Raw genomic sequence first — 15768 nt, 5'->3', positions numbered from 1 at the left:
AAGGACAGTTAAGTGCGAGTGTTTTGAAGGCTTGCGAAACGGCACGGAAATGGTTCATACCAACACAGGACGAACATTCTGCTCGCATCACCTTTTCCAAGGGAAAGATCACTCTTTGCGGAAGCACGTCGCCCATGTGACAACCTCCAACGCTTCTTTGGAAAGACCATGCCAACGCCGGTAGCAGCCATCGATATCAGACGCGATCTGGTCGGCCTTCTTCCGAAGCTTCGGCGCTTCGCGGTAACGCTGACCGGCGATCTGGCCGAGGCGGATGAGCTTGTGCAGAGCGTCTGTCAGCGCGGCATCGCCAAATTCCATCTGTGGAACAGCGGCGGCAAATTGGAGAGCTGGCTCTACACCATGGCTCGGCATCAATGGATCGACGAGGCGCGGCGCCACAAGTTGCGCCCTGCCGGCAAGGGCAATGCTCTGGAAGAGGGCGACCCGGCATCCGGAACACATTTAAATCCGGTTGAAGCGGGGGAAGCGCATCGCCTCGTCACATCTTTGCCCGAAGGACTTGCCAGTGTCTTCCTGCTGGTCGATGTCGAAGGACACAGCTACAAGCAGGCGGCCGATATCCTCGGCATTCCGCTGTCGGCAGTGATGTCGCGACTCTCCAGCGCACGCCTTTACCTTGCCTCTCAAGGTCATAGCCGCTCGCCTCGAAGGTTTTAAGCATTGCAGGACATGAAAAAAACGCCGCTCGAAGTCCGCTTGTCCGCCTTCATGGATGGCGAGACGACCCGGGAAGAAAAGGAAGAGCTGGAAAAGCTCATCGCTTCCGATCCGAATGCGCAGCGCATATTCGATGAGCTGAAGCATGGTTCCGATGTCGGCCGCAAGGCTTTCGACGAGGTTTTGAAAGAGCCTGTCCCGCTTGCACTCGTCCGTTCCATCAAGAGCGCCCAGCCCCCGAAGACTCGCGACCCTTCTCCCCGTCTCGCCAGGCCATCCCTGAAATTGGCGCCGAACGGCAGGCAGTCGCTGGCGGCAGCCCTGATCCTCTTCGCGGTCGGCGGCGGCATAGGATATCTCCTGGGCGCACAACCCGCCAATGCGCCGGAGGCGGCACCCGTCACCCCGGCCCAGGCCGCGACACGAAACTGGCTGGATGACATAGCCGCCTATCATCGCATCTATTCGCGCCAGCCGCGCCATATGGTCGAACTGCAGGCAAGCGAACTGGACGAAATCAGCAAGTGGCTGGGCAGCACGGTCGGCGTCAAGTTCAATTTCCCGGATCTGGCTGCCGACGGCCTTGTCTTCCAGGGCGCGCGGATGTTCATCGCCGGCGGCAAGCCCGTTGGCCAGCTGATCTATAAGAATCTCGACGGCGATGTCGTCGCCGTCTGTTTCACCAAGACTGACGGCGCCGCCAACGACAACGATTTCAACGAGACCATCAAGGACGATATCAGCATCGTGTCCTGGCATCGCGATGGCGCGACCTACGCCGTCGTCGGCCCGTCCTCGGATGCGATGCTCGACCAGATCGCCAATAGGGTATCGTCGGAGATCTGACCGCCCCCTCTCTTTCTTTGCAGCTTGCAGCCGAACGCTCGCGGATGGATAATGACCCTGCGGCAATCGCATGAGGCCGATATTCTTACTGGAGTTTCCACATGTCCGACGTTCTGCTGACCATTCCGGAAATCGACAGGCGCATTGCGGTGATAAGAGACAATCTTCGCGAACTGATCGAGCAAGCCGCCGCCTTCTCCGGCGCAGCCGACGAAGAACGGACGTCGGAGCGGATTGCCGAACAGGAAGAAGAACTCGAGCGCCTGACGAAGCAGCGCGAAGAGCTTGCCAAGGGCAGGCCTTGAACAAAATACGCCATTGAAGCACATATCCTCGGACGACTTCGACGCGAGCCGTGTCGAGCGATCATGATACAATTGCTGCTGACATCGGCGCCAATACACGCTATGTAGGTTGTAGCGATCAATGAGGAGAGCACTCTGATGAAAAACCACGGCACAGGAAACCACCGCTGAAAAGCAGTGCCGTGAAGGGCTGCTTTATTGGCCCGACCATCAGATTGCTATGTTCGCCCGCGGAGGGCCCTCATGTTTCGTCGCTTCGAAGAGCTTGTCGATCCGTTCCAGGATCATGATGAGCCGCAACCATCATCCAAGGCCTGGCGCTATCTCCTAACCAACCTTCGCCCGTTTCGCACAGTCATGGCGATGAGCCTCGGCCTGACTGTCATCGGCGCTGTCATCGAGATCTGGCTTATCGGCTATTCCAGCCGGCTGGTGGACAATCTGGCCGCCGCTCGCCGGGAGGATTTCTGGACGTCCGAAGGGTGGGGCCTGCTTGCTGCGGCCGCACTTGTGCTGATCGGACGGCCGCTTGCCGGCTATCTCCGCGAAAGCCTGGATGACATCGCATTTCGGCCGAATGCCGAGACCTTGTTTCGTTGGCGCGCCCATAGCCACGTCCTTCGGCAATCCGTCGGCTGGTTTCGTCAGGATTTTTCCGGGCGGATCGCCAGCCAGGTGCGTGACATCGGTACGGCGGCAACAGGCGCCGCCTATGCCGTGCTGCACACGCTGTCTTTCGTCACGATCTATGTGGCCGGCTCGCTCTGGCTGATGGCCTCGATCGACCCGCGCCTGATCTGGCCCCTCGCCATCTGGCTCCTCTGCTATCTCGGACTGATGGCCTATGTCATCCCTCGCCTGCAGAAGGCTTCCGCACAGTACCAGGGAGCCTATGCCCAGCTGACGGGCATGCTGGTCGACAGCTATGCCAATATCGACCTCATCAAGCTTTTTGCCGATGCCATGGCGGAAGACAAGGAAGCCCGTCGTCGTTTCTCTCAAACGCGAGAAACATTCGTCCGGGTGCAGAGGCTGGAAGTGCTTGTCAATTCGAGCATGCTGTTTCTCGGCAGCTTCCTCATCGTCGCGCTCGTCGGCTATGCGGTCGTGCTGTGGCAGTCCGGCGGCGCACCGCTAGGACTGATCGCGGCATCGCTCGCCTTAAGCTTCCGCATAACCGGCATGGCCGAATGGATGCTGGACGCGGTGTCGTCGCTTTTTGCCCATCTCGGCGCCATGCGGCAATCACTGCTGACCGTCTCGCAGCCGCTTGCGATTGCCGATATGCCGGACGCCAAGCCGCTTGCCGTCACCAAGGGTGAGATCGTCTTCCGGCAAATCACGCATCACTACGGCAAGGGAGATGGCGGGCTCGACGGCGTTTCGCTTCGAATTGCGGCGGGCCAGAAGGTCGGCCTTGTCGGTCGCTCCGGCACCGGCAAATCGACCCTGGTCAACCTGTTGTTGCGCTTCTTCGATCCGGAATCAGGCATCATCGAGATCGATGGGCAGGATATTCGGCAGGTAACGCAGGATAGCCTTCGCCGGCAGATTGCCGTGGTCGGCCAGGAGGCATCGCTCCTTCACCGCTCCATTCGCGATAACATCGCCCATGGCAATCCCCACTTTTCGGAGGATGTGGTTCTCGCTGCGGCCGAGAAGGCCGCTGCCAGCGATTTCATCGCGGGCCTGCGGGATCAGGAGGGAAGAACCGGCTTCGATGCCCATGCCGGCGAACGCGGCGTCCAGCTGTCGGGCGGTCAGAGGCAACGGGTCGCAATTGCCCGCGCCATCCTCAAGGACGCCCCGATCCTGGTGCTGGACGAGGCAACATCTGCCCTCGATTCCGAAGTCGAAGCCGAAATCCAGGATACGCTCTATGGGATCATGGAAGACAAGACCGTGATCGCCATCGCGCATCGCCTGTCGACCATCGCGCGCATGGACCGCATCGTCGTGCTCGACCAAGGCCGCATCGTCGAGGACGGCACGCATGCGGAGCTGATCGCCCAAAACGGTATCTACGCAACGCTGTGGTCGCACCAATCCGGCGGCTTCATCGAGGGCGACGAGTCGGCAGCCGACTGATACGCAACAAAAGGCCCCCTCTACAACGAGGGGGCTTCTCAAATCAACTGTAATCCTGCCAGAGCCTTACGCCGACTTGATGGCGAGCACGCGGTTCGCCGCCGATACGATCGCCTCGAGGGACGCTGCGACGATATTGGTGTTGATGCCGGCACCGAAGAGCTTGCCGCCCGGATAGGAGACTTCGACATAGGAGATCGCCGCAGCATTGGAGCCGTGCTGTAACGAGTGCTCGGAGTAATCCTCGACGGACATCGGGATGCCGAGATAGATCGAGAGCGCATTGATGAAGCCGTCGATCGGGCCGTTACCCCTGCCCTCGATGCGCTTCACTTCGCCCTTGTCGGTGATTTCGGCCGCAACGATACGCTGCCCCTTGTGCTCGGGATCGGCGAAGGTGTGGTGGTCGACGAAGCGGAGCGGCGCTTCGGGCTGCGTCACATAGCGTTCGATGAAATGCTCGTAGATGCGCTTGGACGGCAATTCCTTGCCTTCCTCGTCGGTGATGCGCTGGATCTCCTCGCGATATTCCACCTGGAGATTGCGCGGCAGGTTCAAGCCGTAGTCCTGCTGCATGATATAGGCAATGCCGCCCTTGCCGGACTGCGAGTTGATGCGGATGATTGCCTCATAAGTGCGGCCGACATCCTGCGGATCGATTGGCAGGTAAGGCACTTCCCACACCGGGTCGTTGGCGACCTTGGCGGCCTTCATGCCCTTATTGATCGCATCCTGATGCGAACCGGAAAAGGCCGTATAGACCAGCTCGCCGACGTAAGGGTGACGCTCGCCGATCGCCATCTGGTTGGAATATTCATAAACTTCTTTCATGCGCTCGATGTTGGAGCAATCCAGCTCCGGATCGACGCCCTGCGTGAACATGTTCAATGCCATGGTCACGACATCGACATTGCCAGTACGCTCGCCATTGCCGAACAGCGTGCCTTCGACACGATCGGCGCCGGCCATCAAGGCCAGCTCGGCGGCGGCGATGCCCGTGCCGCGGTCATTGTGCGGATGCAGCGAAATGATCAGGTTCTCTCTGTTATCGAGATTGCGGCACATCCATTCGATCTGGTCGGCATAGATGTTCGGCGTCGCCATTTCGACGGTCGACGGCAGATTGATGATCAGCTTGTTGTCAGGCGTCGGCTTCACGACATCGATAACGGCGTTGCAGATCTCCAAAGCCACGTCCAGCTCGGTGCCGGTGAAGCTCTCCGGCGAATATTCGAAGCGATAGCCGCCGCCTGCCTTCGCCGCCATATCGGTGATCATCTTGGCCGCATCGACGGCGATCTGCTTGATGCCCTGCACGTCCTTGGCAAATACCACGCGGCGCTGCAATTCGCTGGTGGAATTGTAGAAATGCACGATCGGCTTGTTGGCGCCTTCCAGGGCCTCGAAGGTGCGGGTGATCAATTCCGGACGGCATTGGACGAGAACCTGCAGCGACACATCAGCGGGCACATTGCCCTGTTCGATGCACCAGCGGGCGAAATCGAAATCGGTCTGCGAAGCCGAGGGGAAGCCGATCTCGATTTCCTTGAATCCCATATCCAGCAACAGCTGGAACATGCGCGCCTTGCGGTCGTGACCCATCGGATCGACAAGCGCCTGGTTACCGTCGCGCAGATCGACCGAGCACCAGATCGGCGCCTTGGTAATGGTCTTGGACGGCCAGGTCCGGTCGGGAATGTTGATCTGGGGATAGGCGCGGTATTTCACCGCTGCTTCGGGCATGCCTTTGGGGGAATGGCTGTTCGCGTCCATGGTCTCGTCTCTTCCTTTCCCGTCATTTTATCCCGCGTCTTAGCCGATCGGATGCGGCTTGGCGATGACAAATGCGGACCCTTTGCGGGTAAGCTGTCGATTTTAGGGTAAGTCGCGAGGAGCGATGGCCAGCGGGCTTTCGGCCGCCGGGCGCTCCTCAAAGGACCCGGCAACCGCGCGTAAGGCCGAGGAGGAGAAGCGAGGTAAGGGCGCGCGTATTGTCACGCAGGGCAACGCGCCCACGTGCAATCTGTTCGGAAATCTTTGCGCCAGTCAACTTCATGGCCGCGCTTATAGCCGCCGGATCAAAAAGAAGCAACCCCCTGCTCACTTCTTCAGCATCTGCACCCCACGCGACAGGGCCAGCATCAGCCCACCGGCGACCAGCCCCCAGAAGGCGCCGGAGATGCCGCCGAAGGAAACGCCCGATGCCGTCACCAAAAACGTGATGGCGGCGGCTTCGCGTGATTCCGGCTGCTGGAAGGCGTTCAAGGCGGAATTGGAAAGCGCCCCGACAAGGGCCAGGCCGGCCACAGCCTCGATGAGGATCGGCGGCGCGAGCGCCACGAAAGCCGTAACCGCGCTCGCCAGCAATCCGAGGATCACATAGCCGATACCGGCGACAATCGCTGCCCAATAACGCCGCTTGGGATCGGCATGAGCGTCCTGTCCGGCGCACATGGCGGCCGTGATCGCCGCGAGATTGACGGCATGGCCGCCGAAGGGAACGGCAAGCAGCGAGAACACGCCGGTCACGGCAAACAGCGGGCCGGGTTTCGGCTCGTAATCATGCACCTTCAGCACCGCGATGCCTGGAATGTTCTGTGACGCCATGGTCACGATGAACAGCGGCAGCGCGATGGACACGATACCGGCAAGCGTAAAGACCGGCTTCACGAATTCGACGGTAGGCAACAACGAATGCTCGAGCGAGGCGAAGGCACCATCCGGTATCTTCACGCCAAAGGCCAGCACCAGGGCAAAGGCCGCAAGCGCTGCCGGAACGGCCCAAAGCCGCTTGAACGAGCCGACCACGATCCAGGCAAGGATGATCGGCAAGCCGAAGGCCGGATTGAAGGCGATCGCCTTCACGGGCGCGAAACAAAGGCCGAGCAGGACACCCGCCAGCATGGCATTGGCAAGCGGCGCCGGTATGGAGGCGACCGCCCTGCCAAAAGGCCGAAAAAGGCCGGCAATGACGATCAATATGCCGCAAATGAAAAACGCACCGACAGCCACCGGGAAGCCGCCTTCGATCGCCCCCGCACTTGCGAGCAATGCGGCTCCCGGTGTGGACCAGGCAATGCTGATCGGCAGCCTCGTCGCCATGCTGAGCACGATTGCGCAAACGCCCATCGCAACCGAAAGCGCCGTCAGACCGGACGCTGCCTGCACATCCGAGGCGCCCACCACCTGCAGGCCATGAAAGACGACAGCGAAGGAACTGGCAAAGCCGACGAAGGCCGTGAGGCATCCCATGAACAGGCTTTGAACGGAAAAATCTTTGAGCATGGCGATGGAGACTCGAGGAGCGCAGAAGGATCAACTGAAGCGCATGGAGCATCACAAGCATCGGGCGTGCAAGTGCTGTTTTCGCGCAAAATGACAGTGTCGGTAAGCAAAATCGCTCGCGGAATATATCGTCGACGAGTCACATCGTGTATAAACGCGCATATTGACTCTCTTATTTATGCACGTTAATGCAAATTTATGAACAATTCACTCCCATTGTCTCGCCGGGACGTCATCGAAGCACGGCTTGCAGAAGGCCGGCAGATCATCGCCGCATCTCTGGCCGCCGAGTTCAACGTGTCCGAGGACGCCGTCCGCCGCGATCTGCGGGCACTTGCCGCAGAGGGCAAATGTCGCCGCGTCTATGGCGGCGCGCTTCCCTTGCTAACGCCCTCGCAGCCCATGGCCGTACGCGTCGGGCAGGAATCCGGCCGCAAGAGAGCCTTGGCCAAGGCCGCGGTCGCAATGATCGAACCTGGCGAATTCCTGTTCATCGACAGCGGCAGCACCAATCTCGCAATGGTCGATCTTTTGCCGAAGAACCTGGACGTGACGATCGCGACGAACTCCATCGATATCGCCAGCGCCGTCATGAAGCGCGGCGATATCCCGCTCGTCCTGATCGGTGGCGCGGTCGATCCTGTTGTCGGCGGCAGCGTCGATGCATCCGCGGTAGCAGCCATCGAAGCCATGAACATCGATCGCTGCTTCCTGGGTGTCTGCGCCGTTTCGGCAAGAAACGGCATCAGCGTGTACGAACATGCAGATGCGATCTTCAAACGGACGCTGCTCAAGAGAAGCGCAGCACGAATCGCGTTGATCACCTCGGAGAAGTTTCACGAACGCGCGCCGCACCGCATCGGCGGCGCTGACGATATCGATTGGCTTGTTGTCGAGGATGACCTGCCTGTCGCTGATGAAAAGGCGGTCGCCGACGCCGGCTTCTCGCTCGTGAAGGCAAGCGAAGTCACGTCATCCTCCTGATTTTGAAAGATAAGAAATGACCATGCAATCCACGGATCGGCCGGAAACCCGGCTGGCAACACGACTTGCTTTTCTGGTTGGGGGCTTCGCGCTCGCCTGCTGGGCTCCCCTCGTCCCCTTCGCCAAGGCTCGTCTCGGGGTCGATGACGGCGTGCTGGGCATGCTGCTGCTTTGCCTTGGCCTCGGTTCGGTCGCGGCAATGCTTGCGACCGGCATGTTGAGCGCGCGATATGGCAGCAAGCCGATCATCATCGCGGGCGGTCTTGGTCTCGCACTTCTCTTGCCGACCTTGGCCATGGCCGGCACGCCGTTTACACTCGGCCTTGCGCTGGCGGCTTTCGGCGCCTGCCTTGGATCGCTTGATGTCGCCATGAACATTCACGCCGTCGAAGTGGAGAAAGGCGCGGACCGGCCGCTGATGTCCGGCTTCCATGCCTTGTTCAGCATCGGCGGCTTCATAGGTTCCCTGCTCGTCACCCTGCTCCTCTCCGCCAAGGCCGGTCCTCTTGCCGCAACGTTTCTCAGCTCGGCAGTTATGGTGATCGCCATGATTGTCGCATGGCCCCGACTGCTGCGAACCGTCCCCGCGGAGGACGCGCCGCTTTTCGTCATGCCACGCGGCGTCGTGCTGCTGCTGGCCGCGCTGGCAGCAATCACCTTCCTCGTCGAAGGCGCGATCCTCGATTGGAGTGCTCTGCTTCTCACCACGCAGGGCCAGGTCGATACGAGTCATGGCGGCCTTGGCTACATGCTGTTTGCGATTGCGATGACGGCGGGCCGCCTGAGCGGCGACGCCATTACCGCACGGGTCGGAGACAGGGCAATCATGCTATGGGGCGGCATCGTCGCGGTAGTGGGCTTTGTCATCCTCCTCCTCAGCCCGATCGCGATCCTCGCCATGAGCGGTTTCCTGCTGATCGGTCTTGGCGCCTCCAACATCGTTCCGGTGCTCTTCCGCATGGGCGGCGCGCAAAAGATCATGCCGCCGGGCCTTGCCGTCGCGGCCATCACCATGACGGGATATGCGGGCGTGCTCGTCGGCCCCGCCGGCGTCGGTTTCGCGGCGGATCATCTTGGCCTGCACGGTGCCTTCTGGATGCTCGCTCTATTGCTCTGCGTCACCCCGCTTTGCGCCGGCATCGTTACCCGCAATCACGAACAGGCACAGGGAGAGACAGATGCGGATCGCTCATACCGCTCTATGGACGCATGATCTCGATGCCGCCGCGAATTTCTGGGAAACCTATTTCGGTGCAACCGTCGGCGAACCCTATCGAAGCCAGCGACGGCCTGGCTTCGTCTCCCGTTTCGTCCATCTACCCGGAAGGGGCGATCAGATCGAGCTGATGACCGGTCCCTGGCTTGCTGCCGGTAGGCCGGATGAGCGCATCGGCTGGGATCATATCGCCGTGTCGCTTGGAGATCGGACATTCGTCGATGCATTGGCCGAGCGATGCCGGACGGACGGCTGTCTGAAATCCGCGCCCCGCATGACAGGAGACGGCTTCTACGAGGCCGTCATCGCGATGCCGGACGGAACGCCGGTCGAGATCACCGCTTAGGCAGTGGTCGGCCAATTCCGCAGGGTTCGCAGCTCAAGCACTCCAATTCGCCGCCCCTGGAAACGTTGCAATCTCCTGGTGGCGAAGGCTGGCGGCGGCTCTCTCGCTGCCAGCTCTTTCTCTTCGGTCGAAGCGAACGCAATCCCGCCACCTCAAAACAAAGCCCCCGCCAGCCTTCCGGCTAGCGAGGGCGCTCAATTCAATCGAGCAAAACCCGCTAGATCAGATTTCTGCCTGCGAGGTCACGATGCGCGAGACCAGGCCATAAGCCTTGGCTTCCTCGGCGGAGAGCCAGTAGTCGCGGTCCGTGTCCTTGGCGATCTTTTCGATCGGCTGGCCGGTGGCTTCCGAGAAGATCTTGTTCAGGCGCTCGTTCATCTTGATGATTTCGCGTGCCTGGATCTCGATGTCGGAGGCCATGCCGCGCGTGCCACCGGACGGTTGGTGCAGCAGGAAGCGCGTGTTCGGCAGGCAAATACGGCGCTCCTTGGGAGCGGAGACGTAAATCAGCGCTCCGGCAGAGGCGACCCAGCCCGTACCGATCATCCAGACCTTCGGCTTGATGAACTTGATCATGTCGTGGATGGAATCGCCTGACTCGACGTGGCCGCCGGGCGAGTTCACATAGATGCGGATATCATCGTCGCTGGCAGCGGAAAGCGCCACGAGCTGGGAGCAGACCTTCTGCGCCAGTTCCTGCGTGATGCCGCCATAGATGAAGATCGAACGCGACTTGAAAAGATTCGCCTCCGCGTCCTTGCCCAAGGGCTGCTCGGTCTTCTTGTCTTCCTGTTCGTCTTCGTCGTTCATTCAACTCTCCAGCATGATGCGTCGTTCACCGCACATAGTGCGACTCAATGCGTAAAACAATGCCGGAAAAAGACAAGGCGGGAATAGCGGCTGACAACATGGTGTTATGGTTGCGGATTACCGAAATGTAACTTGAATGGCTTTGAAAAGCCGAGATTTGATCCTACGTCAGGTCAGCGCGGTTAGAGATCGCGCCCCGAATTTACAGCACGGATAGCCAAGGAGGCCATCATGTCGCCAGAAGAACGTCAATTGCTTGCCTCTCTCTTCGATCGCGTGCGCGGTGCGGCCAGCACGCAGCGCGACGCCGACGCGGAGGCCTTTATCAACCAGGCGGTCCGCGACCAGCCCTATGCGCCCTATTTCCTGGCGCAGGCCGTCATCATGCAGGAACAGGGCATGAAGGCTGCGGCTGACCGCATCCAGCAGCTCGAGGCCCGTGTGCATGAACTCGAGCAGCAGGGCGCCGACAATCACCCGCAGGGCCAGAGCGGCGGTTTCCTCGGCGGGATCGGCTCGCTCTTCGGCGGCGGCCAGCAGCAGCGCGCCGTAGCTCCACAGGGCGGCAATCCGCAGCAGCAGGGCCGCCTCTATGACGATTATGCCCGCAATGCGCCTCAGTCCGGCCCTTGGGCTGGCCAGCCGCAACCACAGCCGTCAGGCCCGTGGAGCCAGCAGGCAGCCGCGCCTTCGGCTGGCGGCAGCTTCCTGCGCGGTGCGCTTGGCACGGCAGCCGGCGTCGCGGGTGGCGTAATGCTGGCGGAATCGCTCTCCAGCCTCTTCAGCCCGCATCTGGGCGGGACTGGCGGCGGCCTCTTTGGCGGCAATGCCGGCAGCGGTCTCTTCGGCGGCACGGCGGCCAATGCGGCCGAACAGCCGGTGCAGGAAACGATCATCAACAACAACTATTTCGGCAATGACGACAATAGCGATCAGAATGATCAGAGCGCGGCCGATTACGCCCAGGACGCTGCCCAAGACGCTCAGGACGATGATTATGATGACTCGTCCTATGACGATGGCGACGACAACTCATTCGCCTGAGCCGCAGCCTCATCGAATCTAGCAGAAAAGCCGCCATCCCCGGATGACGGCTTTTTCATTCAGCCTCGGCCGCGATATGGCTGCACACCCTGATCCGGCAACCAGACGCCCTCCGGCGGCTTGCCTGTCTGCCAGAAGACGTCGATCGGAATGCCGCCGCGCGGATACCAGTAGGCGCCGATGCGCAGCCACTTCGGCTGCAGCAGATCCACCAGGCGCTTGGCGATATAGATCGAGCAATCCTCGTGGAACGCGCCGTGATTGCGGAAGGAATGCAGGAAAAGCTTCAGCGACTTCGATTCCACCAGCCATTCGTTCGGAATGTAGTCGATGACGATATGGGCAAAATCGGGCTGTCCCGTCATCGGGCAAAGCGAGGTGAATTCGGGCGCGGTGAAGCGCACGACGTAATCGGTGCCGGCATGGCCGGACGGCACCTTCTCCAGAACGGCCTCTTCCGGATTGCTGGCGGTTTCCGTCTGATTGCCGAGCATCGACAGGCCGGACACATCGGTCTTGGGCATCTTTAAGTCTCCTTGATCACTTTAACGCGGATACCATGGGCCTTCTCGCCCTCCGGCTCCACATGAATGGCTATTTCGGCGCCCGCATGGATCGCCCGTATGGCATCTTCAAGGCGATCGCAGATTCGATGCGCCTCCCGCACCGGCATGGCGGCGGGCACGACCATGTGGAAATCGACGAAGGTCACGGCCCCTGCCCTGCGCGTCTTGAGATCATGAACGCCGAGCGACCCCTCGGCATTCTTGGCGATCGCATCCTTGATGATCTCCTCTTCCTCCGGCAGCACGGCCTTGTCCATAAGTCCATCGATGGAACTGGAGATGACCTTCCAGCCCTGGTAGAGAATGTTGATGGCGACGAGAATGGCAAGCACAGGGTCGAAGATCGGCTGACCGGTGCCGAGTGCCAGCAACAGGCCGATCAGCACGCCGATGGAGGTATAGACATCGGACATGATGTGCTGGCCGTCCGCCGTCAATGCCGGCGAGCGGTGCGTCCTTCCGGCTCGGATCAAGGTCAGGGCCCAGGCGCCGTTAATGACGCCGGCGACGAAGTTGATGGCGAGACCGAGCACAGGCGCCTGCATCGGCTGCGGATTGCCGAGATGCCCGACCGCTTCCTGCACGATCATCAGCGCCGCAACGACGATCATCACCCCTTCGGTAACGGCAGAGAGATATTCCGCCTTGTGATGCCCGAAGGGATGATCGTGGTCTGCCGGCTTCTGCGCGTAGCGGATGACGAAGAAGGCGATGAAGGCAGCGACGACGTTGACGAGCGATTCAAGCCCGTCGGACAGGAGCGCCACCGAGCCTGTCAGCCACCAGGCCAGCATCTTCAGTCCCATGACGCCGAGCGACAGCGGGATACCCCAGAGGGCGAGCCGCCTGATCGTATCGTTTCCCTGACTGTTCATGCCCGTCTCCAAATGTCCCCACGCCTGCTCATGCGAATGAATTGCAAGAAAGGCGCCGTTGAAATGCAAAACCGCCCGCGCGAATTTCGCGCAGGCGGCTTATTGACGGTCCATATGCGACACAATGCCGAGTTTGTCAAAGGTGGTCGCCATTTTCCGCACGACAATTCGCCCCCACCGCACGACTGGAACGAAGCGCGCTCTTGTAATGCAGGCCGAAGCATGAGCAAGATTTGGCGCAAGCCGCCGTTCCGTGACAACAGGAAGCCGATTACACGCTCGCCTGTGGAAAATCATGCTGGTAATTTCGTCCGCGATTGCGCACTAAGCTGGGCCTCAGCCTGATGTGCAAGGTTCCGGTACCGCCGATGAACCGTCGCTCCTTATGAAACCATGGTTGAATATGCCCTCCATTGAAAACGCTGCCGACGCCTCACCTCTCACTGCTGACATCCATGCCAGCGCTTCGGAGCATCTGGTTGCAGCCGGCGCATTCTCTGAAGAGGAGCGCAGCGCCGTTTATCGTGCCATCGAGACGCGGCGCGACGTGCGCGACCAGTTCCGGCCCGATCCCCTTCCTGACGATCTCGTCAGGCGCTTGCTCCAGGCTGCCCATTCGGCACCGTCGGTCGGATTCATGCAGCCATGGAACTTCATCCTGATCCGTCAGCCAGAAACGCGCGAGCGCGTATGGCAGGCCTTCCATCAGGCCAATGAGGAAGCCTGCGCGATGTTCGAGGGTGATCGTCGCGCGCAGTATCAGCGACTGAAACTGGAAGGCATCCGCAAGGCGCCGCTCAGCATCTGCATCACCTGCGACACCAGGCGCGGCGGCCCCGTCGTGCTCGGACGCACGCATAATCCGGACACCGATGTCTATTCGACCGTCTGCGCCGTCCAGAATCTCTGGCTTGCCGCAAGGGCCGAGGGCGTCGGTATCGGCTGGGTCAGCATCTTCCATGAGGATGCCATCAAGGTGATCCTCGGCATTCCCGAGCATGTGAAGATCGTCGCCTGGCTCTGCGTCGGCTATGTCGACGAACTCTATGACATGCCGGAACTCGCCGTGAAGGGATGGCGTGATCGCCTGCCGCTCGACAAGCTTGTCTTCGAGGAAGGCTGGCAGAATTGCGAGGACATGTGAGGGCCGCCGCTCCGCGGCAACCCTCGACGGCTCAAAGCGTTACGATCGGAACGCGACAAACGAGAACACGTTGCCATCCGGATCGCGCACATGAAAATCGGTGCCACCCCATGCCTGCTTGGTCAGCGGCTGCGCGAAATCAACGCCCCTAGCCTTGAACTCTTCGAACAATCCCTGGACATTCGAAACTTCGATAGAAGCCAGAATGAGTGCCCCCTCCTTTGCCGCCGCCGCAGCAAAATAGGGCTCATAGACAAGCCGCAAGTGGATGCAGATGCCGTCGCGCGACACCGCCCCATAGAACGGCGGCGACCCATGCAGGAAGTCCTCGAAGAAGCCCAGCTTCTCCCTGAAGAAGGCCGCACTCGCAGCCACATCCCGCACGAAAAGGATGGGAACGATGCTCTTGAAAACCGGCGGCTCCGCTGCAGCAGCCGGCATCTTCGGGGCGTCCGCTGCAACGGACTTCAATTCCGCCCAGCTCCTGTGGCCCGCTTCGACCGCGACGATCTCCTGCGCTAACGATAAGGGGAATTTCATCGCCAGGATCTCGCGATCCGTCAGCGCCTTGAAACGATCGAGCATTCGCACTCTTCCACCAATGGAATAGTCGCGCTCTCGGTGCCAGCGCATCAACAGCTTGGCTTGTTTACGGTAGGTATCGAGGGTTGGCATGGACAGACTCCTGCTGAGTGATATCAGCGGGCAGGCCTAGCCCTTTCGGCCCGATGCCGATGTGCCCCACAGGAACGACGAAAAGACTAGGATACAACCTGAAGCAAGTCAAACCGCCTCAAAGGCAAAGTATGGCTTGCCGCAAAGCGTTCGTCGTCATTATGCAGCCGCAAGGACATTCGCAGCATCCAAGGCAATGACGTCCAGAGACCGGAGGTCAAGCCCGCCTGCCTCAGCGCGGCAGCCGTCCAGGTATTGCATCCCATCAGCGCGTTGAAATAACCCCGCGCTTCGAAGAACGCATCGTTTGGCCCATAGTTGCTGCCAGGCAGGGGTATCGGATTGCTATCGGAGCGATCAAAGCTGGCGAGAACGAATTGCTTGAGCCGCTCAAGACCTTCGGCATCGATGTCGATGACCGTCACAGCAGGCGCGTCCAGCGGGATATCGCCCGCCAGCTCCGCATGAATGACGGAACGGTCGAACGCAAAGCTCTTCAAGACGGGACCCGCCTTCAAATCGGCCCATGTGCGCGTTTCCGTATAGAAGCTTCGGCCGCCCCAGCCGAAAATGAGATAGCGCAGGTTGGGATTGCCGAGATCCAGCCCGGCCGACCGCAGGAAGGCGAAACGCGTGAGAAGATCGCCATCAACGGGAATGGCAATATCCGTATGGATGGGGTTGCTGAGCACGAGGATTTGTTGTGAGCGCTCGCTGCGCGCACCCGGTTGGTCATACCAGAGCGGACGCGGCGCGACGATGCCGAGACCGACAAGGAGCACGACGGCAAGAACGGAGAAGAAAACGCCCTTGAATATTCTTGAGATCACCGACTGAAAGCCCCCTGCAATACTGAATTTCTTCAGCGGTTTGTTGGCTCTTTCAAGGCATAAAAATAGCCCC

The 15768-nt window shown here is 60.4% G+C and carries 16 protein-coding genes; 9 read left to right on the top strand and 7 right to left on the bottom strand.

Translation table 11 applies throughout. The annotated features are described in order from the left end of the window. Positions 1–168: 168 nt before the first annotated feature. The 4 genes from PH552_RS15610 (at position 169) to PH552_RS15595 (ending at position 3920) form a co-directional block, all read left to right on the top strand. The gene (locus tag PH552_RS15610; RefSeq protein WP_113251084.1) at positions 169–681 is read left to right on the top strand and encodes an RNA polymerase sigma factor; all 513 of its coding nucleotides are present in this window, start codon (positions 169–171) and stop codon (positions 679–681) included. A 3-nt stretch (positions 682–684) separates the two neighbouring features. Next, entirely contained in the window at positions 685–1527 is an 843-nt protein-coding gene (locus tag PH552_RS15605) for an anti-sigma factor (RefSeq protein ID WP_183762942.1), read from the top strand. 101 nt (positions 1528–1628) lie between these two features. After that, the gene (locus PH552_RS15600; RefSeq protein WP_112340668.1) at positions 1629–1832 is read left to right on the top strand and encodes a hypothetical protein; all 204 of its coding nucleotides are present in this window, start codon (positions 1629–1631) and stop codon (positions 1830–1832) included. A gap of 243 nt (positions 1833–2075) precedes the next feature. Then, on the top strand, positions 2076–3920 hold the full coding sequence (locus PH552_RS15595) for an ABC transporter ATP-binding protein (RefSeq protein WP_113251082.1): 1845 nt from the start codon (positions 2076–2078) through the stop codon (positions 3918–3920). Positions 3921–3986: 66 nt separating this feature from the next. Here the strand turns inward: PH552_RS15595 and leuA are convergent, their stop codons facing one another. Both leuA and PH552_RS15585 read right to left on the bottom strand, forming a co-directional pair. After that, complete coding sequence (gene leuA / locus PH552_RS15590; RefSeq protein WP_113251081.1) at positions 3987–5693, bottom strand: 2-isopropylmalate synthase; 1707 nt, start codon at positions 5691–5693, stop codon at positions 3987–3989. A 327-nt stretch (positions 5694–6020) separates the two neighbouring features. Continuing rightward, positions 6021–7205: a benzoate/H(+) symporter BenE family transporter gene (locus tag PH552_RS15585; RefSeq protein ID WP_113251080.1), complete on the bottom strand. Its 1185-nt coding sequence runs from the start codon at positions 7203–7205 to the stop codon at positions 6021–6023. A 198-nt stretch (positions 7206–7403) separates the two neighbouring features. Between PH552_RS15585 and PH552_RS15580 the strand changes: the two genes are divergently transcribed. From PH552_RS15580 to PH552_RS15570, 3 genes are read left to right on the top strand one after another with little or no spacing between them, the layout of a single operon-like run. Next, positions 7404–8189: a DeoR/GlpR family DNA-binding transcription regulator gene (locus tag PH552_RS15580; RefSeq protein ID WP_113251079.1), complete on the top strand. Its 786-nt coding sequence runs from the start codon at positions 7404–7406 to the stop codon at positions 8187–8189. A gap of 22 nt (positions 8190–8211) precedes the next feature. After that, positions 8212–9402 carry an MFS transporter gene (locus PH552_RS15575; protein ID WP_112340730.1) on the top strand — a complete coding sequence of 397 codons (1191 nt, stop codon included), beginning with the start codon at positions 8212–8214 and terminating at the stop codon, positions 9400–9402. Next, positions 9368–9751: a VOC family protein gene (locus tag PH552_RS15570; RefSeq protein ID WP_112340663.1), complete on the top strand. Its 384-nt coding sequence runs from the start codon at positions 9368–9370 to the stop codon at positions 9749–9751. Before PH552_RS15575 ends, PH552_RS15570 begins: the two co-directional genes overlap by 35 nt. A 222-nt stretch (positions 9752–9973) precedes the next feature. Here the strand turns inward: PH552_RS15570 and PH552_RS15565 are convergent, their stop codons facing one another. Further along, positions 9974–10561 carry an ATP-dependent Clp protease proteolytic subunit gene (locus PH552_RS15565; RefSeq protein ID WP_112340662.1) on the bottom strand — a complete coding sequence of 196 codons (588 nt, stop codon included), beginning with the start codon at positions 10559–10561 and terminating at the stop codon, positions 9974–9976. A 231-nt stretch (positions 10562–10792) separates the two neighbouring features. Between PH552_RS15565 and PH552_RS15560 the strand changes: the two genes are divergently transcribed. Continuing rightward, entirely contained in the window at positions 10793–11605 is an 813-nt protein-coding gene (locus PH552_RS15560; protein ID WP_112340661.1) for a DUF2076 domain-containing protein, read from the top strand. A 59-nt stretch (positions 11606–11664) separates the two neighbouring features. On the opposite strand, the gene queF is transcribed toward PH552_RS15560, so the two are convergent. Further along, positions 11665–12129: a preQ(1) synthase gene (queF, locus tag PH552_RS15555; protein WP_015340658.1), complete on the bottom strand. Its 465-nt coding sequence runs from the start codon at positions 12127–12129 to the stop codon at positions 11665–11667. A gap of 2 nt (positions 12130–12131) precedes the next feature. Further along, positions 12132–13046: a cation diffusion facilitator family transporter gene (locus tag PH552_RS15550; RefSeq protein ID WP_112340660.1), complete on the bottom strand. Its 915-nt coding sequence runs from the start codon at positions 13044–13046 to the stop codon at positions 12132–12134. Positions 13047–13449: 403 nt separating this feature from the next. Between PH552_RS15550 and bluB the strand changes: the two genes are divergently transcribed. Further along, positions 13450–14190 (top strand): 5,6-dimethylbenzimidazole synthase, encoded by a 741-nt coding sequence (gene bluB, locus PH552_RS15545; protein ID WP_245430258.1) that lies wholly within the window; start codon positions 13450–13452, stop codon positions 14188–14190. Positions 14191–14229: 39 nt separating this feature from the next. Here bluB and PH552_RS15540 read toward each other — a convergent pair whose 3' ends face one another. Both PH552_RS15540 and PH552_RS15535 read right to left on the bottom strand, forming a co-directional pair. Further along, positions 14230–14865 (bottom strand): glyoxalase superfamily protein, encoded by a 636-nt coding sequence (locus tag PH552_RS15540; RefSeq protein WP_112340659.1) that lies wholly within the window; start codon positions 14863–14865, stop codon positions 14230–14232. 86 nt (positions 14866–14951) lie between these two features. Beyond that, the gene (locus PH552_RS15535) at positions 14952–15695 is read right to left on the bottom strand and encodes a TIGR02117 family protein (RefSeq protein WP_285166082.1); all 744 of its coding nucleotides are present in this window, start codon (positions 15693–15695) and stop codon (positions 14952–14954) included. Positions 15696–15768 lie beyond the last annotated feature (73 nt).

The sequence above is a fragment of the Rhizobium aureum genome (genome assembly GCF_030182495.1).
GTDB classification, from domain to species: Bacteria; Pseudomonadota; Alphaproteobacteria; order Rhizobiales; family Rhizobiaceae; genus Rhizobium; species Rhizobium tropici_C.
Note: the sequence above shows the minus strand (reverse complement) of the source record. Positions and strands in the feature narration are given on the sequence as shown.